Source organism: Microcoleus sp. AT9b-C3 (genome assembly GCF_036705485.1).
Classification (GTDB): Bacteria; Cyanobacteriota; Cyanobacteriia; order Cyanobacteriales; family Microcoleaceae; genus Microcoleus.
Genome location: NZ_JAUBUR010000009.1, coordinates 180,548 through 204,073, shown reverse-complemented (window position 1 = coordinate 204,073; position 23,526 = coordinate 180,548). Strand labels below are relative to the sequence as shown.

14 protein-coding genes are annotated in these 23,526 nt (G+C 45.2%); 7 read left to right on the top strand and 7 right to left on the bottom strand.

The window, feature by feature from the left end; all coding sequences use genetic code 11:
• Positions 1 to 32: 32 nt before the first annotated feature.
• Positions 33 to 1,295, bottom strand: coding sequence for a type IV pilus twitching motility protein PilT (locus tag QUB77_RS11475; RefSeq protein WP_333174064.1), 1,263 nt, complete (start codon positions 1,293 to 1,295; stop codon positions 33 to 35).
• Positions 1,296 to 1,601: 306 nt separating this feature from the next.
• Here QUB77_RS11475 and QUB77_RS11470 point away from each other — a divergent pair, with 306 nt between their 5' ends.
• From QUB77_RS11470 to QUB77_RS11455, 4 genes are all read left to right on the top strand, one after another.
• Positions 1,602 to 2,999, top strand: a complete 1,398-nt coding sequence (locus tag QUB77_RS11470) for an amidase (protein WP_333174061.1) — start codon at positions 1,602 to 1,604, stop codon at positions 2,997 to 2,999.
• Between the two features lie 464 nt (positions 3,000 to 3,463).
• The gene (locus QUB77_RS11465; RefSeq protein ID WP_333174058.1) at positions 3,464 to 6,199 is read left to right on the top strand and encodes an NHL repeat-containing protein; all 2,736 of its coding nucleotides are present in this window, start codon (positions 3,464 to 3,466) and stop codon (positions 6,197 to 6,199) included.
• 704 nt (positions 6,200 to 6,903) lie between these two features.
• Positions 6,904 to 8,904, top strand: coding sequence for a cation:proton antiporter domain-containing protein (locus QUB77_RS11460; protein ID WP_333174056.1), 2,001 nt, complete (start codon positions 6,904 to 6,906; stop codon positions 8,902 to 8,904).
• Positions 8,905 to 9,397: 493 nt separating this feature from the next.
• Entirely contained in the window at positions 9,398 to 11,056 is a 1,659-nt protein-coding gene (locus QUB77_RS11455; protein ID WP_333174053.1) for an alpha/beta hydrolase, read from the top strand.
• 1,044 nt (positions 11,057 to 12,100) lie between these two features.
• Here the strand turns inward: QUB77_RS11455 and ilvC are convergent.
• Complete coding sequence (ilvC, locus tag QUB77_RS11450; protein ID WP_333174093.1) at positions 12,101 to 13,132, bottom strand: ketol-acid reductoisomerase; 1,032 nt, start codon at positions 13,130 to 13,132, stop codon at positions 12,101 to 12,103.
• 375 nt (positions 13,133 to 13,507) lie between these two features.
• Here ilvC and gloA2 point away from each other — a divergent pair, with 375 nt between their 5' ends.
• Both gloA2 and QUB77_RS11440 read left to right on the top strand, forming a co-directional pair.
• The gene (gene gloA2, locus QUB77_RS11445; RefSeq protein ID WP_333174050.1) at positions 13,508 to 13,894 is read left to right on the top strand and encodes an SMU1112c/YaeR family gloxylase I-like metalloprotein; all 387 of its coding nucleotides are present in this window, start codon (positions 13,508 to 13,510) and stop codon (positions 13,892 to 13,894) included.
• Positions 13,895 to 14,004: 110 nt separating this feature from the next.
• Complete coding sequence (locus QUB77_RS11440) at positions 14,005 to 15,297, top strand: endonuclease/exonuclease/phosphatase family protein (RefSeq protein ID WP_333174048.1); 1,293 nt, start codon at positions 14,005 to 14,007, stop codon at positions 15,295 to 15,297.
• Here QUB77_RS11440 and QUB77_RS11435 read toward each other — a convergent pair.
• The 4 genes from QUB77_RS11435 to QUB77_RS11420 form a co-directional block, all read right to left on the bottom strand.
• On the bottom strand, positions 15,264 to 16,946 hold the full coding sequence (locus QUB77_RS11435) for a dynamin family protein (RefSeq protein ID WP_333174046.1): 1,683 nt from the start codon (positions 16,944 to 16,946) through the stop codon (positions 15,264 to 15,266). The two genes, QUB77_RS11440 and QUB77_RS11435, sit on opposite strands and share 34 nt — an antisense overlap.
• A gap of 14 nt (positions 16,947 to 16,960) precedes the next feature.
• Positions 16,961 to 19,036, bottom strand: coding sequence for a dynamin family protein (locus tag QUB77_RS11430; protein ID WP_333174044.1), 2,076 nt, complete (start codon positions 19,034 to 19,036; stop codon positions 16,961 to 16,963).
• A gap of 33 nt (positions 19,037 to 19,069) precedes the next feature.
• The gene (locus tag QUB77_RS11425; protein ID WP_333174040.1) at positions 19,070 to 19,402 is read right to left on the bottom strand and encodes a hypothetical protein; all 333 of its coding nucleotides are present in this window, start codon (positions 19,400 to 19,402) and stop codon (positions 19,070 to 19,072) included.
• Positions 19,403 to 19,608: 206 nt separating this feature from the next.
• Positions 19,609 to 20,130: a pentapeptide repeat-containing protein gene (locus QUB77_RS11420; protein WP_333174038.1), complete on the bottom strand. Its 522-nt coding sequence runs from the start codon at positions 20,128 to 20,130 to the stop codon at positions 19,609 to 19,611.
• 227 nt (positions 20,131 to 20,357) lie between these two features.
• Between QUB77_RS11420 and QUB77_RS11415 the strand changes: the two genes are divergently transcribed.
• Positions 20,358 to 21,896 (top strand): SagB/ThcOx family dehydrogenase, encoded by a 1,539-nt coding sequence (locus QUB77_RS11415; RefSeq protein WP_333174036.1) that lies wholly within the window; start codon positions 20,358 to 20,360, stop codon positions 21,894 to 21,896.
• Positions 21,897 to 22,123: 227 nt separating this feature from the next.
• Here QUB77_RS11415 and mnmE read toward each other — a convergent pair whose 3' ends face one another.
• Positions 22,124 to 23,509, bottom strand: a complete 1,386-nt coding sequence (gene mnmE, locus QUB77_RS11410; RefSeq protein ID WP_333174034.1) for a tRNA uridine-5-carboxymethylaminomethyl(34) synthesis GTPase MnmE — start codon at positions 23,507 to 23,509, stop codon at positions 22,124 to 22,126.
• Between the last annotated feature and the right edge of the window lie 17 nt (positions 23,510 to 23,526).

Sequence of the window (23,526 nt, the reverse complement as noted above, 5' to 3'; positions counted from 1 at the left end):
ACTGTTAACAGTTAACTGTTAACACTCGACCTTTAGACTCGACCTCGCAGCATCTGAGCCATTTCGTTCGGGAACGGCGAGTTCTCTACACACAGTTCTTCAGTAATCCGACCTTCTTGATAAAGACCGTAGAGCGACTTATTCATCGTCGTCATGCCTTCATAAGTATCTTTGATCATGATTTGATTGATTTCCTCATTCTGGCCCTTCAGAATGTATTCCTTAACCACGTCGGTATTGATCATAACGTCGTGGAAGGCAGCCCGCTTTCCGTCTGTGGTTTTGCACAGCAATTGAGCAATAATCGCCACTAGGGATTCGGAAATTGAAACCCGTATGGCATCCTGTTCTTCCGCCCCGAACATATCCAGAATCCGGTTCAGGGTCTTAACCGCACTGTTGGTGTGCAGGGTTCCTGCAACTAAGTGACCGGTTTGAGACGCTTTGAGGGCGATTTCCACCGTCTCTCTGTCCCGAATTTCTCCTACTAGCAGCATATCCGGGTCTTGTCGCAGAGCGCCTTTGAGAGCGCTCATAAACTTGAGGGTGTGCCTGCCGACTTCCCGGTGCTTGATCAAGGATTTTTTGCTTTCGTGTACAAATTCTACCGGGTCTTCGATCGTGATGATGTTGTAGGCTTTATTCTTATTGATGTAGTCGATCATCGCGGCCAAGGTGGTAGACTTACCCGAACCTGTCGGGCCTGTCACCAAAATCAGCCCTTTGTGGTAGCCGCATATTTTTCTAAAGACCTCCGGCAGTTTCAATTCCTCCAGTGTCATTATTTTGGCAGGAATTAGCCGCAGCACCATCGCCGGGCCCGCCAAGGAGTCCATGCAACTGATCCGAATGCGGACGAACCCGAAGTCGAAAGCGCCGTCAAAGTCTAAGGTTTTTTGGAAAATTTCAATTTCTTCATCGCTCATGCACTCGCGCAACCAGCCAAAAAACGTATCTAAATCGGTCGGTGGATAGCCGATGTCGGCAATCTCGCCCCGCGTGCGGAAGCGGGGAACTTCGTTTACTCCGAGGTGAAGGTCGGATACTCCTTCTTCTTTGGCTCGGATTACTAGCTCTTTCAAAGTCGGAACTCCGCCGCTGCTAGAGCTGGGGCCTTTAGGTGTGGCGAAGGATTGCGGCGGCGGTGCTGGTGCTGGTGCTGGTGCTGGCGGCGGTGCTGGCGGCATTCCTGCTGCTCTGGGGGGCATCCCTGGAGCTGGAGGGCGAGGTATTCCTGGCAGTGGGGGAGCTCCGGGTACGGGCGGGCGAGGAGCTGGCGGATGCTGCTGTGTCATATGCGCTACCTTAAGTTGGTGAGAAGGCTGACTCGAACAGAGGATTTGTGGGAGTTGGACAATGCCGATCGCCCGAAGAGCGTCTCTTGCACAAAAGCTTAACTGTTCTCCTTAGTCTATCGCAAGATCAGGTTCTACTGGTGCAATACAAAGGAATTATTCTGCCAATAGGAGGATGCGCTCACTATCGCTCTACGACCAAATATGGATTTTCCACATTTTTGGATAAATTTTTTAATGCAAAGAGTTTTCCGCACTCACGCAGTATAAATTGATACTTCATGCAACTATTAAGGACTTAAACCGATGAATTCTGTCGATCAGGCTTTTACTCCAGCTCTGGAGTTGGCGGAGTCGATCCGCACCCTGGAAGTGTCGCCTTTAGAAATTGTCAATCTCTACTTGGAACGGATCGATCGATTAAACCCTGAGCTGGGCAGTTATTTTACAGTAACGGCCGAGCGGGCGATCGCCCTAGCTAAATCTCAAACCGAAAAACTAGCTGGGTTAAACAAGTCACAGGAATTGCCACCTTTTTTCGGAGTGCCGATCGCCATTAAAGACTTGACACCAGTGACCGGCGTTCCCTGTACCTACGGCACTCAGGCTTTGCGGGGTAACATCTCTGCCTACGACGAGTCAGTAGTATGGCGGATCAAAGCAGCGGGATTTAACATTCTGGGCAAAACAGCCACCTCTCAAATTGGCTCATTACCTTACACCGAACCCGAAGGTTTCCCGCCCGCCCGCAATCCCTGGAATTTAGACTATACGCCCGGAGGTTCCAGCGGCGGTTCAGCGGCGGCTGTAGCAGCCGGTTTGTGCGCGATCGCCCAAGGTTCAGACGGCGGGGGTTCGATTCGAGGCCCAGCTTCCTGCTGTGGTTTAGTGGGCATTAAACCATCGCGGGGGCGAGTTTCCTGGGCACCTGTCGGAGATTACCTCAGCGGCATTTCTGCCAACGGCCCCCTAGCGCGCACAGTAGCTGACGCCGCCGCACTTTTGGACGTGATGTCAGGCTACACAACAGGCGATCCGTACTGGCTACCAGATTCAAATCCGACGTTTCTAGAGGCTTCCCGTCAAAAGCAGGGCAAGCTGCGAATTGCGTTTTCTACGACTATTTCCCCTGTGGGCGAGGCTGCGCCTATCTGTCAGGAAGCGGTACTCGAAACCGTCAAGTTACTGACAGATTTGGGTCATGATGTCGAACCTGGATGCCCGGATTTTACGGGTTTAATCGAACCGTTTACCGCAATTTGGCAGTCTGGGGCGGCGGCAAGCGGCATTCCAAGCCCTGCTTTGGAACCGATGAATCGCTGGCTGTTAGAAAGAACTATTTCGGCTGGGGAATATTTGCGGGCGGTGAATCAAATGCAGGTGATTTCGCGGCGGATTGTGGGATTCTTTGAAAAATTTGATGTGTTAGTTTTGCCGACTTATATGCACTCCCCAATCCGGGTTGGGGAGTGGGCGGATTTGAGTTTTGAAGAAACTTTGCAGCGGATTATTAATTGGATTGCTCCTTGTCCACCATTTAATGCTAGCGGTTTGCCTGCGATCGCACTTCCTGCCATTTTAGATGACAACGGTTTGCCCGTGGGAATTCAAATTATCGGGCGGCCGGCGGCGGAAGCAACTTTAATTGCTTTAGCGGCGCAGATGGAAGCGGCGAAACCTTTCTCGGTTTTAAATTTTAAATAGACAATAGCAAGGGATAAAATCACATTTCCCTTTTTTAGGGGTATGCCAAATCAGGACTTGTGCGCGGGGAACTAGAAATCCGGTTTTTCGCATAAATTTCTATTGACTGTTGACAATCAAGCATCCAGGATACAAGCCCCCGGATTCATTCCGAAAGCAGACTCAGAACCCAGAAATAAAAAACCTGTATCGGATAAAGGAACCCCCGAATTTATCCGTGGGCTCAATGCTTCAATTCTTTAATCTAAAATCTAAAATCTAAAATCTAAAATCGATTGACTGTTTGACATTTGAACAATACCGATGCAACGGCCAACGAGAGGATGGAGAAAGGGGACAAATTTTAGGTTTAATTTTGGTAAACAAATATAAAACAATTCTTAAGGTACTTGACGTTTTTGGGAAAAAGGCTATAATCTCTTCAAAATTATTCCCGATGGCGGGTGTATCTAAAAAAATAGCTTATGTTTAACACAGCAGGACTGTCTAGAGAAAATCAGAGTCTGGGAAATATAGGGGGTGTTTCAGCGGAAATACTAGACTTATTTGGCAGTAAGTTCGATCGCTTAAATTGGATCGGCCAAAGTGCCGTCGGCGATACCAATGGTTTATTTGATAGCAACGATTTGGCTCAAAAATCAGATTTGGCTGCTGCTGCGGCTGGTAGTGCGATCGGCTTTTTTGAGCAATTAACCCACTTCGATCTCCCATCGTCAGGAGGCGACAATCTTAAATTTGATAGTAGTCTAAAATCCCAGACCGCTGCCTCCACTCAAGGTGAGATAGACGAACTGACAGGGATGGCTTTACCTGTTGGTGAACTCTCCCTATCCCAAACTTCTTCCCTATTTCCTGATGAAAACTGGGCTTTCAATTTTAAAGATTACACCATCGAACACCAAGGTTTAAACACCCTCAACCTTAAAGTTGGTTACGGGTTAAAACCGGGAATTACCCCGAACGAATATCCAGATTTTGTTCCCATTTACCAAAGTATTGATAATTTCCTAGTTAACTACCCGAACGAAACAGATTTTTGGGAAATTGTTAACAAAAATTTGACGGAAAAGGTGCTTACTGAAAATCCGGTACTGACAGATGTTACGATTCAACTGGAAGTTTTGCCAACGGAGAGATTGCCCTACGATCGCGCCAGTACAGTTTTCCGCAGTCAATCGGGCACAATCGCAGAAGATTGGAATTTTTCAGTCAAAGACTACGCAATCAATCACCAAGGATTGAACAAGATCAATCTCGATATAGATTACCAGTACAAGCCGGAAATCGCTCCCAATGAATATCCCGATTTTGTGCCAATTTACAAGAGCATTGATAACTTTTTAACCACATATCCGAACGAAACTGATTTTTGGGAAGTTGTCAATAAAAACTTGACTCAAAATATCCTCAACGAAAATCCTGCCTTGGCGGCAATTAAGATAGATTTCAACGTTCTGCCAAGCCAAACCTTGCCCTACAACCGTACCAGCAAAGTTACTCGCACTCAACCCACCAATCCTCAAGGAACTTTCCTAGTTGGCAATAGCCGGGGAAATAATGTACTTCGGTTTGACGCCAATACCGGCAATTTTCTAGGCGAATTTATTCCACCGGGAAGCGGCGGTTTGTCCAATCCAGATACGATCGTTTTTGGACCCGATGGCAATGGCGATGATAAGTCGGACATTTACGTTACTAGCGGCGACAAGCCCGGAAATTCGGGAGAACCGACAGCCTCTGCGGTATTGCGGTATGACGGAATTACTGGCGCATTTATTGACAAGTTTGTCGGCGATAATCCGAACACGGCGGTCGATGAAACTGGCGGATTGTTTCGCCCTTACGGTTTAGCTTTTGGCCCTGACGGTAATTTTTATGTCAGCAGTTTTTTGAGCGACCAAATTCTGCGATATAACGGCCAAACAGGACAGTTTATTGATGTATTTGCTTCGGGAAATCAGCAAGCGGGAGGATTGAATGGCCCGAACGGTTTACTGTTTGCTCCTGACGGCAATTTGTACGTGACAACGCAGGGGAGTGTTGCTCGCAACGGTCAACCAGATTTTAGCGCAGGTTTCCCCAGTCAGGTGCTGCGTTACAACCCGCAAACCCGGCAGTCAAGTATCTTTGCTTCGCCCGATCCTTCGCCTCGGAGTCAGGGATTTGCAAGTCTTTTGGGAATGGCAATCGGGCCCGCTGACGGCGACCTTTATGTCAGCGATTTTGCTAACGATATCAGGCGTTACAATTTAAAAAGTGGGGAATTGGTCAAAGTTTTATCTACCAATTATACTGATACTTCGCCCAGTAGCAATTATCTAGGTAGTTTGGCCTTTTCACCGATCGGCAATTTGTTTGTAGTGGGCTTTGACAACCGCGCTAATGCTAACGGTGCTGGCGCTGTTTTGCGGTATAATGGCAAGACTGACGAACCGCTGCCAATATCGGGAAATCCTGTATCGAGTAACAATTCTATTTTTGTCCCTCCCGACAGCAAGCTACAGCGTCCAATAGGAATTGCTTTCTTTCCGTCCGATGCTCAACTGACCCAAAAATGGAATTTTACATTGGCAAATTACCCAATTAATCATCAAGGGTTAAACAACCTGAATATTGATGTAAATTATCAGTACAAAGACGGGATTCAAAATTATGAGTATCCTGATTTTGTGCCGATTTACAAGAGCATTGACAATCTTTTAGTTAACTACCCCAACGAAACAGATTTTTGGGAAATTGTTAACAAAAATCTGACCGAAAAAGTGCTCGCTGACAATCCGGCACTTTCGTCGGTGACGGTTAATTTGGATGTTTTACCGACGAACCGATTGCCTTACGAGCGCAGCAGTACCGTTACTCGCACTCAAGATGGTAAATTAGGCGAAGCATGGGATTTCAAGATTCCTAATTACTCGATCGATCACCAGGGTTTGAATAACCTCAATATTGATGTCAAATATCAGTACAAACCAGGAATTACGCAGGATGAGTATCCCGACTTTGTGCCGATTTACAAAAGCATCGACAGTTTCTTGACTAATTATCCCAATGAAACGGATTTCTGGGAAATTCTTAATAAGAGTTTGACGCAAACGCTGCTAGCCGAAAATCCGGCTTTGGATTCGTTGCAAATTAATCTGGATGTTTTGCCGACTAACAGATTGCCTTACGAGCGAGCTAGTATTGTGTCGATCGCTTAGCCTATCATTGAAAATTAGATGGACAAATCTTGACAACAAATACATACTTAGCTACCGTAAGGGTAAGGTTAAGTACGTTGCGTAGAAACCAGGTTTTTTAGCCTCCAAGACTAACCAATTTAAATTGTCTGTTGTGGTGAAAAACCCGTTTTTTTAAAGCAACCGGCTTTCGGAATTAGGAGCGAGTTGGCCACGCTCCCTCTGGGGATATATGTCTGTGTCCCCCTGCATTTGATACCTAAATAGTTGTGGACAAAAATAGGATAAAAAACCCGGTTTCGGCGTTAAAGTCGATCGCTTACAACCTGTTATTTTGACTCTTAACCGGGTTTTTGTGCCGAGAGCATCTCAATGAAAGCAGCCAAGCCCAAAATTGGAGTTAGGAGTCAGGAGTCAGGAGCCAGGAGAAAAGAGGAAGAAGGAAAGAGTCAGGAGCCAGAAGAAGTGTTTTTACAAATATGAGATGCTCCCTTTGTGCCTCCCAGACTGAAAAAGATAGTTTTTTTATCGGAGTTCGTGATGCACTCGATTTCTAGTTCTCAAACCCATATTTTACCAATAAACCCCGTTGCTCCCGCCCAGCCTTACTTATTAAAAATTACGCTGTCGATTATTGATAATACCTCTTTAGATTGATAGACATTTTGATTATTTCCTTTTAAAAATGGTAGCAGTTCGCTGCCAATATGTAGGGTGAAAAAATTATGTTAACTTCCGGGCCGATTACCGCTCCCGTTCCCGTTTTTCTAGTTCTTTTAGCAATCATGCTACTCGCGCCGCTGTTATTTGAGCGCTTGCGACTACCGGGAATAGTCGGTTTAATTATTGCTGGCGTAATCGTCGGGCCCAACGGTCTCAATTTGCTGCAACGGGATGCTACTATTGTTTTGTTAGGTACTGTAGGATTGCTGTTTTTGATGTTCCTAGCGGGACTGGAAACTAGCCTAGACGACCTCAAACTCAATGCGGACAAAGCTGTCATATTTGGGCTGGCTACTTTTTCGCTACCGATGATATTGGGGACAGGAGCAATGCTGCTGTTGGGATATAGCTGGCTAGCTTCCATTTTAGTCGCTTCTTGTTTTGCTACGCACACCCTTTTAGCGCTGCCAATTCTCACAAAATTGGGATTGATGCGAACTCAGACTATTACTACGACTTTGGGCGGGACTTTAATTACGAATGTGTTGGGACTGTTGGTGCTGGCAATTGTTGTTAAAGCTTTCAAAGGAAATCTAACTCTCGAATTTTGGCTGTTTCTAATTCCATCTCTTGCTATCTACACTTTTGGTACTTTGTGGGGAGTTCCCAAAATCGGTCGCTGGTTTTTTAAGAAATTTGGACATGACGAAAATGCAGAATTTATATTTGTATTGGCCACCCTCTTTCTAGTTTCTTACGCAGCAGAACTAATTGAAATTGAGGCAATTATTGGTGCATTTTTATCGGGAATTGCCATCACTCAAATTATTCCCAAAATGAGCCCCCTGATGAATCGGATTGAGTTTATTGGCAATACGCTGTTTGTGCCGTTTTTTCTGATTTCTGTGGGGATGTTAATTGACCCGCTAATTTTGGTGAAGCAGCCGCAGTCTTTGTTGGTGGCTGCAGTGATGATTTTAGCTGAGGTGGTGAGCAAGTTTTTGGCAGCTTGGCTACCGGGGAAATTATTTCGTTTTGAGTTTCCCAGCATTATGGTAATGTTCGGTCTTTCTGTTGCTCAAGCTGCTTCTACTTTGGCTGCGATTACGGTTGCTTTTGAGATTAAATTGGTCGATCGCGTAACGGTGAACGGCATCATTGCCATGATTTTAGTAACTTGTGTGGCTTCTCCTTGGATTGTATCTCGGTGGGGTCAAGAAATGCAGCAGCCGGGGTCGAGTTTACCGGCTGCAACTTCGGGAAAGCATTCATGGGGAGACCGAGTTTTAGTGCCTGTTGCTAATCCGAATACGGAAGATAATTTGCTGCGTTTGGCTTTGATTTTAGCAAAAACATCTCAGGGAACTTTGCTGCCACTGCATATTTTATCCGATCGCGGGGAAGCAATTTCACCGGCAGATAAAATGCAGCAAACTCAACTTTTGACGGCTGCGGAAACTGTGGCCCATGCTGCGGCTTGTGCGGTTGAACCGATCGCAAGAATAGATGATGCGATCGATCGCGGAATCCTTCGGAGTGCAACCGAACGCGAGGCTAGTTTAATAGTTTGCGGTTGGAAGGGATTTTCCACGACGCGCGACAATTTTTTTGGCAGCATCATTGACACTGTGATCAGGCGATCGCCCGTACCCGTACTGATTGCTCGATTTCCCGATCCTCTCCAGAATACAGCCAGAATAATTTTGGCGGTAACTGACAGCGAGTTGACTCGGTTTGGATTTCAGGAAACCGTGGATATTGCTAAGAGTTTAGCCGAGGAACTCAAGGCGAGTTTGCAAGTGTTGTTGGTGGCGACAAAACGGGAACAAAGCCAGAAAAGTGCAGCGGAGGTGGAAATTCTGTCTGAGATACCAGTAAATGTGGTGCGGGGAAATTTTATCAAGCTAGTTTCGCAGAATTTGTTAGAACACGATTTGCTGATTTTAACAACAATTTCTCACCAGAATTTGTGGGACAAACCGGGAACTCTCAAAGAACCGGAAGCGATCGCCCGGGTTCACGCAGATACTTCGATGCTTGTGGTTTATTTCCCTGTATCTTGAGGAAGGTTTTAACCGCAGATGATGTTATGAATCTGCATTAATCTGCGGTTAATGTTTGAGGACTAAAGCCAAATGGCAAATTAAACAAAGGTATGTAGTTGCGATCGACTCGCTCTTTCCTAAGCTAAGAGCGCACAAGCGCAATTACATACTAAAATTTACCCCCTATTTGTGACACTTGTGTAAGTTCTATATTTAATCCTAATCCAAGGAAATTGCTAGCAAATTTTCCGTACCTTGGCGCGGTTCGGAAATACACTATATCGCTCTTTTCACTCGCGAAGTTTGTATTTTTTTGCGGCCTATTAAAAAATCCTTTAACTCATCATCATTAGCACCCGCACAATAAGTGCACTTAGGTAGGGAATGTGCGATCGGCAAGTAAATATGCCCAGAGGTCTTGACGATCGCACATCGATCTAGACAAATTCTCGGCATCGGGGAAAATTTTGAGAATATGGTGATATATCTCCTGTAGTTCAATAAGGTAAAAATGAGCATCAGACCAAATTTCAGATGGTTTTCTTCGGTGGCGAGTGTTTTGGGTTCGATTTCGATTAATCCTTTCAGCGACGTGACATCCCCTGTAAAAGCAGCAGAAACGGTTGTTGTCCGCAAAGGTATTTTAGAATCTTCAATATCGGTTGCGGATTTGCGCGAACTCGCAGAAACAGGAAAAGTCCCGGCAAAACTGCAAGCTTACGCCAATCTCCTGTCCTCCGAACAGCGGAGTAAAATTTTTCGGGCGCTGCAAGCGAAAATTCCCCTAAATGTAGTCGGCCTGAGCAACTTGCTAAATACGGCCATCGGCACTGCCATCCTGACCGATTTGACTACAGTGATACCCAGGCGCGACGGTGGGGGTGTGGAAGCGCTGCGAGCGGCTCTGCTGCTGGGAGCAAACGCGCCGGAAGGCTTATCGGTATTGAGTTTCATTGAATCTTATCCGAGCTCGCGGGTCGTGGTGGATCTCGATCGAGCTTTCACAGTTTTGGGAAATATGAACGCAAGTTTTTGGCAAACTCAGCGCTTTATGGCGGCGATCGCACCTCAGTTAGCACCGGTTAAACCCGCGTTTAAGCTGCCTTTCGATCCAACCCAGCCCGGCCCTAATTCCGTGCAGGTACGGGCGCTAGGTTTGAACGATAGAGTCCGCAATCGGCGTATTCAAGTTGATGTGTATTGGTCGAAAGCTGCGACAGCCGACAAACCGACGATCGTCTTTTCTCACGGGTTGGGTTCCGTCCGCACGGATTTGCGCTACTTAGCCGAGCATTTGGCTTCTCACGGCTATGTAGTAGCAGCTTTAGAACATCCGGGCAGCAACGAGACGAATACCAATGCTGCGATGGCGGGGAAGTGTCCCTTGCTAGCCCCTCAAGAGTTTTTAGACCGTCCCAAAGACATCAGTTTTGTACTCGACGAACTGACAAAATTGAACCAAACTAATGATAATTTGCAGGGGAAAATCGCGATCGACCCATCGGTAATAATTGGCTATTCTTTTGGCGGCGCCACAGCCTTGTCCTTGGCCGGCGCCGAACTGCAATTGAGCGGACTCAAACAGCGGTGTCAGGGGGATTTGATTGGGTTCAGCTTAGGCGAAGGCATTCAGTGCGCGGCTGCCGGATTGCCCGAAGAACATTATCAATTGCGGGATGCGAGGATTAAAAGGGCGATCGCCATGAATCCGATCACATCATTATTATTTGGAGAAACTGGTTTAAGTGCCATTCAAATTCCCACATTAATAGTAGCATCTTCGGCCGACAAAACCACTCCCGCCTTAGCAGAACAAATTGCCGGATTCCCCAAAATTCCATCTCCTAAATGGCTAGTCGGTTTTGTAGGAGGAACCCATTTAAGCGTCAAAGATCCGAGTACAACTTTAAACCAAGTTCGCAGACCTAGCACAGTAATTACCGGCGATGAACTCGTCGGCGACCAAGCTGTTAGCATACGCAATTATATTAAAGCTGTAAGTTTGGCTACCGCCGCTCAACTGACTGCTGAAGCTGACAAATATACAGTTTTTCTAACACCAGAATACGCCCATTTTTCTTCTACATCGGCAATCCCGGTGCGGCTGGTAACAGAAATTTCCCCTGAAATTAATGCAGTAGTGCAAACTTTTATTCAAGGAAATAAGTAGTCATTAGTCATTAGTCATTAAGTAGGTAAGCGCCAAGAAACCATAGTATCTTGTACAGTTATCGACCTCGAACATAAGTATGTAGGGTGCGCAGTGCGCACCTTACGGCTATTAGTCATTAGCTAATAATCGGATATCCGCTCCAACACCTATAATAAAGGTGTTTGTAGTGGTAGTTAGAGGGGACATCATATTGCGACTAGCAGTTTTTCCTTGTGTAGGCGGCGCCCCTTAGCCCCCAGGGGTGTCTTTTTCTTCTTAAGCTGTTTCTGATATATTTTGTCCGTCCAAGGGCAAAATATAACAAAGCGCTTTCACAAACTCTACTGCCAAACTGCCATGCCTAAAAAAAATCTTATCCCGCTGTTGCTGCTGTTTATAGCGCTGTTTACCCTTTACGGTGACACTTTAGCTTTTCTGCCCAAACCTGTAAGAGATACTAGCGTGGCAAGCCGAAAGTTCTTCGTCGGGTTGTGGCCAGATTGGTTGAGGCCGAGAGATTTCAACGAGAAAAGGGAACAGGATATTGAAAAATTGCAAAAAAGTCCTAGTCCCAGTCGATAGTTTTGAGCTAGCAGCGAGAAACCCGGTTTTTCTAACAATACCTAGCCATTTTCTTGTAGGTTGGGTGAAGCGAAGCACAACCAAACAGTACGATTTTAGATTTTGGATTTTAGATTTTAGATTTTTTATCCCATCTCTAATCTGTAATCGATTAAACTTGAGATTTGAGATTTTCCTCGAACCGGTAAGGTGCGCACTGCGCACCCTACATAATTAGGTTCTGCGTCCCGGACTGTTTTAGATTGGTTTTCCCATCTAAAATCTCAAATCTAGTAAGGTGCGCAGTGCGCACCCTACATAAATTGCGCACCCTACATAATTAGGTTCTGCGTCCCGGGCTGTTTTAGATTGGTTTTCCCATCTAAAATCTCAAATCTAGTAAGGTGCGCAGTGCGCACCCTACATAAATTAGGTTCTGCGTCCAGACTGTTTTAGATTTGTACTCCCATCTAAAATCTAAAATCTAAAATCTAAAATTGATTAAGCCTGCTTTTTCAACCAGCTAAACATAGCTCGCAAATCTTTACCAACTTCTTCAATAGGATGTTCTGCTTCCTGACGGCGCATGGAGGTAAAACCTGGTTTGCCGGCTTGGTTTTCGAGAACGAATTCGCGGGCAAATTGGCCGGATTGAATTTCGCTGAGAATTTTCCGCATTTCGGCGCGGGTTTGATCCGTAACGATGCGGGGGCCGCGAGTTAAATCGCCGTATTCTGCGGTATTGGAGATGCTGTCGCGCATTTTGGCGAGGCCTCCTTCTACTACTAAGTCAACGATAAGTTTAACTTCGTGCAAACATTCAAAATAAGCTAATTCCGGTTGGTATCCGGCGTCAACTAAAGTTTCAAATCCAGCTTTAATTAAGGCGCTCAAACCGCCGCACAAAACTACTTGTTCGCCAAAAAGATCCGTTTCTGTTTCTTCGCGGAAAGTTGTTTCCAGGATGCCGGCTCTGGTGCCGCCGATACCTTTAGCATAGGCCATTGCCCGATCGCGCGCTTGACCGGAAGCATCTTGATATACTGCAAACAAACTCGGAACGCCTTCCCCTTGTTCGTAAGTCCGTCGCACCAAGTGTCCGGGGCCTTTGGGGGCAACCATTACTACGTCTACATTGGCAGGGGGAACAACTTGGCCGAAGTGAATGTTAAAACCGTGAGCAAATGCTAAAACATTTCCTTCTGAAAGGTTCGGTTCGATTTGTTCTTTGTAAATAGTTTTTTGAACTTCATCGGGCAATAAAATCATGATGAAGTCAGCGGCGGCGGCTGCTTTGTCTACCGAGTGCACTGTTAAACCCGCGTCGGTTGCTTTGGCGGCAGATTTGCTACCGGGATACAAACCGACAACGACATTCATGCCACTGTCTTTGAGGTTAAGCGCGTGGGCGTGTCCTTGGGAACCGTAGCCGATGATAGCAATCGTTTTGTTGGCTAAGAGGTCTAGGTTCGCGTCGGTGTCGTAATACATACGGGCCATAATCCTTGTCTCCTGAGATGCAAATTGGGTGATTGACTGCAAAAGTCTGATTTTATCAAAGTGGGGTGCTTTTTTTGCAGAAATTTTTTCAATTAAGATTTGGGCGAGGGAAAATAAAGGGCGATTCCCTACCCTTCGGGAACGCTTCGCGAACGGGATAGCTCCGCTTCACGCGCTGAATTTCCCAGGGTTTTTCGCCGAGTCTGCGATCGTCAAATATAATTGGTTAATAGCGTGCTGTGCATTTGAAAAAACCTCACATCTTGCACGATTCTCAAGAACAGGCTTTCCGGCCTGTTCCACAAAGAGTGAATTTTCTTGTGGAACAGGCCGGAAAGCCTGTTCCTAAAAAGCTTATTGATAATTGTGCAACATCTCAGAAAAACGCAACTAACTAACTTTTTTCAGATGAAAATAAAAGCAATACATCATGTGGCGATTATTTGCTCGGATTACGAAGCCTCAAAAAAATTTTATGTAGAAGTATTGGGATGTTCCATTATCAAAGAAACTTTCCGAACCGAGAGGAATTCTTACAAATTAGATTTGCGAGTCGGAAACAACGACACCATCGAGCTTTTCTCATTTACCCATCCTCCTGAAAGAATTAACAATCCTGAAGCTTGCGGTTTGAGACATTTAGCTTTTGCAGTTGACGACATAGAAGCATCAGTTGCTTACTTAAAATCTCAACGAGTAGAAGTAGAAGAAATTCGCCTTGACGAGATTACAGAAAAACGGTTTACATTTTTTCGAGATCCCGACAACTTACCGTTAGAAATTTATGAACATTAAGGAGTCTCTCTATTTTGTCAAGCCGTTATTAAGTCAACCAGTCCATAATGCTGACTATACAAACTGCATCACTCATTCATAATCTAAAATCTAAAATCTAAAATTGTATAATGGACTCTATCATCAGAAACACAATCACGGTCGGATTGCCGACTTTAATGCTATTTATCGCCATATTAGCTACAGGAAAAACAGGTGACGCAGCCGTTTGGTCGGGTTTGGTCAAAGTCGGCGGTTCCTTTGGTATGCTGATCGGTTTAGGTGTGTTGGTATTTGTAGGATTTGTTGCCAATTATTTTAGTTATTTTGTGGTAGATAGCTTGCTGGTGAGATTTTATCAAAAGCGGCGAGTGTTGGAACAGCCAGAACAATTGGTAACAGAAATTGATAAATTGCCGATTACCAACGACCTTAAAATCAAGCTCAAGTGGGCAGTGATTCACAGCACGCCCAACAAAAACCTCAGCTTGAAGCACGTAATTTTAAAATGGTTTATTATCGCAGCCACTGTAAATGCCCTATTGTCAATAGTCGGTTATTTGGGAGAATTTAACATTTTTTTTGAATTGACTTCTCATTTTAAACTACAATATCTGCTGGTTGGTTTCTCTGCTTTTATATTCTTCGCTCTGGTGCGCTCAAACAAAAGATGGTTGCTGGTGAGCGCATTTTGCATTATTATTAATTTGGCGGAAATTGTTCCTTGGTATTTTCCAGCGCCAGCAGTTGCAGGAGCGACTCCCGCACACAACTTGCGGATTTTGCATTCAAATGTTTTAAGGAGTAATCGGCGATATTCGGAGGTGATCTCGCTGGTTAAAGCAGAACAACCTGATATCGCGGTTTTTGTAGAAGTCAACTCAACTTGGGCAAAACAGTTATCGGTTTTAAGCGAGATTTTTCCTTACTATTCTACCCAGCAAGAATCTGAGAGATTTGGGAGTGCAATATACAGCAAGCTGCCTTTAGAAAATTCTTCGGTAAAAGCCTTTTCAAATCAAAGAAAGAGCTTGTCGGCGGATGTTAAATTTCAAGGTAAAATCATTTCTCTGATTCTTGCTCATCCGACGGTGCCGATCAAACAGCAGAGTTTTATCAATCGCAATAAACAGCTAGCAGCTATCGGCGAGTATGCAGCCCAAGTAAAAAATCCCGTGATTGTGGTTGGGGATTTAAATACCACAATGTGGTCGCCATTCTACAAAAATATGGTAAAAACTGGAAATTTGCGAAATGCGCGATCGGGCTTTGGCATTTTACCGACTTGGCCGACTTTTATGCCGCTGGCTTATATTCCAATCGATCACTTTCTAGTCAGCAAAGAAATTGGTGTTTTAAAGATTCGTACTGGCCGCAATGTCGGTTCGGATCATTTGCCGTTAATTACAGATTTGGTCATTTGAAGGCAGGATTCGATATTTTCTAACAAATTATTGATTAACTGTATCTGGTATTGCTGAATATTTGTCTGTAGCGGTTCTTTGCTGTCTTGAAAACAGATAACTTTTCCGGCGATTTCCTTGTAGTGTTGCAGCATGGAAAAAGTATCAGTGCTGAAGCGAGCGAGATAGTTTTTAGCAGCCTCGCTGCAAATTTCCTTTACTTGATTTAGATAAGCTTCTGACGATTCAGGCGGCTTTTCATACCCAGTTCTTTTATTCAAAATATAGCTAGCACCGCCGACTACGGCGGCTCCCACAGGCCCGCCCAACAGCCAACCTAAGCCTGTTGCGATCGCCACTGGAGCCACTTCGCCCTCGTTCGACTTTTGAGCGGGAGGTGGTGGCGGTTCCGGTAAACTGACTTGCGGGGATGGGGGAAACGAAATCAAAAGGGCGATCGGCTGTTCTTTATCAAAGAATTCGCAAGCTTTATTTATCCATTCTGCGATGGTTTGCTGCTGATGTAAGACCTCTCGCTCAAATTTTAGCTTCCACGCATCAAAACTTCCTTCCTGAAGCGACAGCGCCATTTCCGATTGATACCGCTGCAAAAGTGTAGGTTGGTAAAGCCAAATCTCGAAGTCGGAAACGCTGGCTTGAAAACCTTTTGATATCAATTTTTCAGCTTTTTGTTTAATTTCAATTTTGTCTTTGTGCTTTTGTTGAGCAGCAGCTATTTCTGCGGTGACAGTTTCAGCTTTGGCTCGGAGAGATTGGCAAATTTTAGTAGCTATAGCTTCAATTCTGGGCAACTTAACTGCTAGTTGTTCTTGTTGAGCTGCCACAATACTTTGCAAAGCCGATTCAAACGTCGCAATTCCTGTAGTTTGGGCTGCTGCCACATCTCCTTTCAGCCTCGCCCTCAAAGCCGGCAAAGCATCGACGCGGTAGATATTGCTGATATTGGTCGGCAAGTTCGAGCGAAAACTTTCGGCAACAAACAACAAGCGATTGTAAACTTGTTTTTGGTCGTCTGGTTCGAGTAGATTGAGAAAATTGGCAACAAAGACGACAGTGTTGATGTTGCGATCGCTCAACCAATCTCTCAAGTTCTCTCGTTCGCCTAAAGTCATCAATTTGCGAGCATCTAAAACCTGCACCACTAAATCAGCCGTTAGCAATTTATCCCGAACCAAATTATCCTGTTCTTCTCGATCATTGGTTCCCGGTAAATCAAGCAATTCCACACCTGTTTTCAGGAATGGATGGGGACAGTAAACATTAACGGCCGCCACATCATCCCGCATTTGTCTCGCGTCGTCAAGGATGGCGTACCGTTTCAAAACATCAGTCCCCGCTTCGCTAACTTCCGTGCCGTCTTTCAGGGTAATTTTTGCGCGCAATTCCTCGCCGTAGTTGACATAAATGGCAGCACCTGTAGTGGGAACAAGGTCGATCGGCAAAGCACGATTTCCCAGTAAAGCATTCAGCAAAGTTGACTTGCCGTAATTAAACGGGCCAAAGACAGCAATTTGAAAAGTTGGTTTGGCAAGATAGTCGCAGATTGAGGTTGTATCTAGATAAAGTTGGGAGTTTTTGTCGAGTTCAAGAATACCCAGTGCTGATTTGAGATAGTCGGTCAGGTTTTGATAAATTTCGGGTTGTTGCATATTGTTGTTTTATTTCAAGCGGATGCTAGGAAAGCTTGATATAGCGATTCAATACTCTGCGACTCGGCAGAAATATCAGCATCCAATTTTTTCAACCGCTGCGATTCAGCCTGACAATTAATCTCGCGAGATTGCTTTTGTTCCAGCAAATTATCTAACTCAGATTTCCGAGAATTAATATCAGCATTCATGCGATCGCCCACTTCCCGCCCGTAAACATCAAAACACTCTTTCACAGCATCGTGAATCGGCTGCCACTGCTCTTGAGCGACCTGGGGTAGATACTTCACCAACTCTTTTTTCGCCGCTTTCACCAACTGTTTGTTAGATCCGTCTGCTTGCAAAACGCCAACACCAATCCCCAACAAAGCTAAATATAGCGGGCCCAAAACAACCCCCGTAAAACTCGCAAAAATTGTACTGACGCTCAACACAGTAATTAAATTGAGCAGAATATTTTTCCAGTCAAACCCCGCTCCTGCCATTGCTACGCCTGCCAGGTTTCCTGTCGTTAACGAAAACAATCCCATCGCCCATTTTGCCCAAGCTGGCGAGTTATCTTCGTTCGAGGTGCTGACTGTTGCAGGTATTTTTTGTCCAGTCAGTTTTTCGGTGATTTTTTCAGTTACTTTTGTGTAAGATGCTCCGTAATTTGCCGCACTTTGCGACAACTGCGAAAATGCTGAATTCATCTCTTGTTCTGCGGTGAGAGTCCAAGCTGCTAGTTTGTCGTTGATATATTGCTGGAATGCTTGTCTGAGCGATGCTTCAAAGGCTTCTCGCTTGCCTTGACTGAAGAAATCCAGAAATTTCAGATCCGGTTGATACCGCAAAAAGTCTGTTTCAAAGGTATTTTCTAAGTTGAGAACGTAGGTGCGGAAAGAATCTGCGATCGCCCGCGATTTACTATCTCTAACTCGGCTAATTTCTTGTTGAAACTCATCGCGAATCTGAGTTAGCTTTTTAAACTCTGGCTCAACTGAATTAATTTTTTCCTTCAACTCATTGACATCGCGATCGAGTAATGGTAATCTGCGCCCAACAGCTTCGCGGACGCGAGCAGAAATTTGACGCGCCAAAGTCCTCGCCGGACGCAATTCTGAAATCGCCCTTTCCTGCGTCAAAAACGTATTCAGTGCCGCCATAAACTCGGGAAAACCAGTTCCTGCCAAATCCGCATCCTGGTTTTTCATCCGCAACCTGAGCGCCTTAAGTGAGGTAATTGGAAACACTCGCTCGTCGTAAATATCATGTCCTTCGGTTAAACAATATTCAGCCAAATTAACTTGGAAAACGCGCCGCAGTTTCCCTTCTGCTTCTGCCAATTCTTCAGGATCGTCCGGGTCAATCAAACTTTCTCGCACTTGATCCCAAGCATTAATCAGAAAGAAAATGCTCAATCCGCGATTTTTGATGTAATTTTCTAGATAGCGTCTTTCACCCATTGTGCAAGGCTGAGTTGCCCTGAGTACAAACAAAATAGCGTGGCAGTTGTTGATATAACCGAGAGATAATTCGTTGCGGGCTTCTGTATCGTTGAGTCCGGGACTGTCTACTATTTCTATGCCTTTTTCCAGCAAAGGTAAGGGATATTCTACTACGGCACAATCGATATCGGGAAATGCTGGTTTGTTTTCTTCTTCTAAGCGTTTTGCCTCAGCGGGGTCAATTGTGTAGTTCTGTTTAAAACTTTTAAAATCTAGCTGTTTTGGGCTTTTGCCGTCATTGAAATAAACGGTGACTTTTTTTTCTGATCCATAGCGCAAAATTGTCAGCAAAGCTGTACAGGGATTTACATCGCTGGGTAGTAAGTTTTCGCCAATTAACGCATTAAGAAAAGTGCTTTTTCCGCGTTTCATGTCGCCTAGCACTAGCAGCCGAAAAACTCCTTGGCGCAAGTTTTTACTGGCGACATTGATGTCAGCGTTATCTGTTTCTAAACCTAGTTTTCCCGATGCTTCTCCTGCTGCTAATTCTGATTGGTTGATGGCTGTCGCGATGTTGCTGAGGCGAGCGGCAATTTCTCGGCGGACGGCGGCTACTCGCTCTAAATCGTTGAGAAAGTTGCTAGTTTCTACTTTAAGGTTCATGGGTATTTCCTGATATTTTCTGGGTTGGGCTTTTCAACTTCTGTCTTCTTCAATAAACATTTTGTAAGCAATAAAAGCAATCCCTCCCACTATCAGGGCGGCTGCCAGCCAAGATGCTATGCGAACTGCAACAACAACAGCAATGACAATGCCTGTAAATTGAGCTGCTGCTATAATTTTTCGGCGCCACTGTTTGAGTTTGCCCTTAGCTTGGCTGTCTGGTTCTTGGTACTTGCTTGTTAGATGTTCGGGCACTGAGCGGTCGATTTCGGCTTCTAGTTCGCGGAGCCGAAGTTCTTGTTCTCGCTTCCGCAGTTCTTGTTCTTTGCGCCGGAGTTCTCGGGATTTGTTGTCAGGAGAATTCATAAATTATAGCCTGTTTTCCGCTGGAAAAATGTGTTATTTATTGTCTATTTTGCGAATCGATAAGTTCTCTACGACTGTAACTCACATTTTCCGCAGTGTCTAGAAATGTTAAGAAATTTAAAAAAGGGCGATTCCCTACGGGATAGCTACGCTTCACGACTAATTAAGCCGATCGCCCTACGCCCCAGACTAGCCAATGCAAATCATCAATACCCTTCGGGCCCGATAGTCGTGCGATCGCACTCCGCTTCCGACAAATCAACCAAGCGCGATCGAAATAAGTTGCAGCCCGCTAATTGAGCTTTGCTTAACTTTGCTTTCTCCAAATTAGCTCGGCTCAAGTCCGCATATCTCAAATCGGCATTCGTCAAATCTGCATTGTACAAATCCGCACCTTGCAAATTGGCTTTCTGCAAATTAGCACCTTGCAAATTGGCGTGACGCAAATTTGCTCTTGATAAGTTTGCTCTTGATAAAGTTGCTTCCGACAAGTTAGCTTGATAAAGTTGAATGTCGCCCAATTCAGCATCTTCCAAATCAGTTTTATAAAGATTGGCTTGAGTCAAATTTCCGTAGGGCAAATAAGCTCGCCTCAGAACGCTACCAGAAAGGTTTATTTCTGTTAAATCTGCTTGAAACAAGTTATGTTCACTTAAATCAACGGCGTTAAAGTTTCGCTGGCCCTCAGCATACTGAGCAAGCAATTCCTCAGCGCTTAGCTTTTGCATTTTCATTCCTCATGACGACAGCTACTGCAGCCAATCCATAACAGTAATTAATGGTTATTATTCTGCGTATTTATACTTATGTCTCTTATTATGTTAAGCTTGTGTAACAACAGTCGCATTTTTTCTAAGATTTTTTTTATATTTGTAAATTTCTGCCTTGCTCGACCAGTAAACGGTTAGTAATGTCAAGATCGATCTAGAAACCAAAGCGAATCCTCTACTGAAATATGCCAGAACATCCTCTCTCCATTGCTCAGCACTACCACGAACGGACAAAATACGACCCTGAAACCATTGCTGCTAAAAGTAAACAGCTAGATTGGACAGAGCAACCTGTGCCTTTCAAAGAATATAAAATTGGAGCGTATTTTGACCTCAAGCCTTATCTAAAAGACCCCTCGGAGGATGCCGATGCCGAGTCCGATGCCGCTTGGTGGCATCGGTTATCTAGCTTGTTGCTGTGCAGCTACGGGTTGACGGCGAAAGTGCAGACGGTAGACGACAGCTATCTGTATTTGCGATCTGCACCGTCGGCGGGTGGACTCTACCCAGCAGAGGTTTATTTAATCTCCCGCGGCACTGCCCAGTTGCCGGCCGGACTCTACAACTATCAGTGCAGAACTCATTCACTTGTTCATTTTTGGGACAGTCAAGTTTGGCCATCATTGCAAGCAGCTTGTTTCCAGTCGCCAGCGCTAGAAAATACCCAATTGGCGATCGCCATTACCACTGTTTTTTTCCGTTCTTCTTGGCGTTACGAAGACCGAGCTTATAGGCGAATTTTTCTAGACACCGGTCATTTATTGAGCAATATCGAGTTAGCTTGCGCCGTCAACGATTACCGACCTCACCTGATTGGAGGATTCGCCGATGAAGCTGTCAATGAATTACTGTACATTGACTCGGAGCAAGAAGGAGCTATTTGTGTAGTTGCTTTAGCCGACTTGCTAGATATTGACCAAAACTTGCCTAAATTTAAAACAGCTTTGCCCGGAAACACCACCACAGATTACCCTAAAATTTCCGACGGTCAACTGTTAAAATACCTCCACAAAGCCACGCATTTAGACTCAGACCCTACCGGAGCAGACGGCTGGAAACTTGAGGAAAGTGAAGGGGAATTAGAGGATAAATATAACTTTCCATTTTGTACTAAAGTTTCGACGGTCACTCCTTCGATTCCTTGGGGAGTGAACCTGGAAAGTTTAGAAAATACTATGCTCAAAAGACGTTCTACCCGTGCTTATACAGGTGCTTCTTTGAGCTTGGGCGAACTGCTAGCTATGCTCGATTTTACTTACCAGCCCCAGCACTATATCGACCAAGGGTTAGACGGTTCTCCCGACTATTTCGATCTAAGTTTGATCGAGACTTTTATTGCTGTTTCGGGAGTGAATGGGTTAGAAGAAGGGTGTTACTATTACGCTCCGAAAGCTCAAGAATTGCGGCAAATTCGGTTTAAAAATTTCCGCAGGGAGTTGCATTTTTTGTGCTTGGGGCAAGACTTGGGCAGAGATGCGGGGGCGCTGTTATTTCACACGGCGGATTTGAACAGGGCTGTAGCAAAATATGGCGATCGAGTTTACCGCTATTTGCACATGGACGCGGGTCATTTGGGCCAGCGGTTGAATTTAGCAGCTATGCAACTGCGTTTGGGTGTCAGCGGTATCGCGGGCTTTTTTGACGATCGCGTCAATGACGTTCTAGGTATTCCTGCGGGTGAAGCTGTGCTTTATATTACAAGTCTGGGAAGACCTCGATCGTGACAATAAGTTAGTTGTTATTTGTCAGTAGTATGGCTTCACTCAGCCCAGGCGCATCTAAATTTTAAAGTCAAGTTTGATGAAATTAACATCTTACACCATTCTAAAGAACAGGCAAGATGCCTGTTCCACACAGAGTGAAATTCTTGTGGGGTGGGCGTCCCGCCCGCCCTAAAAATACAACTTAAATGCGAGACAGCTTACCTATTTAATTTACTCTTTTCCTATGACTATTTACCAATGCAAAACCTGCTAAATATTCTGTCGAGCACTGATTCTGTCACTTCTTCGCCCGTAACTTCCCCCAATGCTTGAATTGCCCCGCGCAAATCTATTGTCCAGAAATCTAAAGGCAATTTGTTGCTAATAGTATCCGTGCATTGTTCTAGAGAAATTTTAGCTTTGGTTAAGGCTGCTGCTTGCCGCTGGTTAATTGCTAAATCTGAGTTTTCTGCTTGTAAATTTCCGCCCCTGACGGCATCTAAAATTGCTGTTTCTAAGTCTTCTATGCCTCGATCCAGGGCGGCTGCTGCGGTAACTATGGGGTGAACTTCAGGGGGTAAAGGTAGTTCGGGGATTGTTTTTACTAGGTCGATTTTGTTGATAATTATAATTAGCTGGCGGTGCTTTACTTGTTCGTAAATTTCCGAATCTTCCTCTGTCCAACCAGATTCCGCATCAATTGTCAACAACACTAAATCGGCTTGTTTTGCTGCTGCGCGCGATCGCTCAACACCAATTTTTTCTACCTTGTCTTCTGTTTCTCGAATTCCCGCAGTATCGAGCACCTGCACCGGAATGCCGCCCACAACTAGCTGCGACTCTACCACATCCCGCGTCGTACCTGGCAAATCCGTGACGATCGCGCGATCGCTCTTACTCCACGCATTCAACAAACTCGATTTTCCCACATTCGGTCGTCCAACAATCGCTACTTTCAAACCAGTTCTCAACAATTCTCCACGATCTGCGGTTGCCAAAATTGTTGACAATTCCTCCAAAACATGATTTATTTCCAAAGAAGTTTTAGCTTCATCTAAAGGCGGCAAATCTTCCTCAAAATCAATTCTCGCCTCAATTTCTGCCAGCACGTCCAAACAAGTAGTTCTCAATTGGCGAATTGGCTGCGCTAATTTTCCCTGCAAACCAGCCAAAGCACTTTGTGCAGCAGCGGGCGATTTTGCTCCCACCAAATCTGCAATACTTTCAGCTTGAGTTAAATCCAGCCTCCCGTTCAAAAAAGCCCGCAGCGAAAACTCTCCCGGCTGCGCCAATCTCGCCCCATTTTCCAAACACAACTGCAAGACTTGCTGCACGGCCATAATACCGCCGTGACAGTGAAATTCCACCACATCTTCGCGAGTAAAAGAACGCGGTGCTTTCATGATTAGCAGCAAAGCTTCATCGACTAATTCTTGAGTTTGAGGGCGGCGGATGTGGCCGTAAAGAATGCGGTGAGACTCCCAAATTTGCCGTCCTGGGGCGTGAAACAGAGTTTCGGCAATTTTTAAGGCTGCGGAACCGGAAACTCGCACAATGCCGACGCTGCCTTGTTGGGGAACTATGGCAGTGGCGATCGCTGCGATCGTTCCTCCTTTTGTTAATGATTCAGACATTTTTATTGTTCACACCT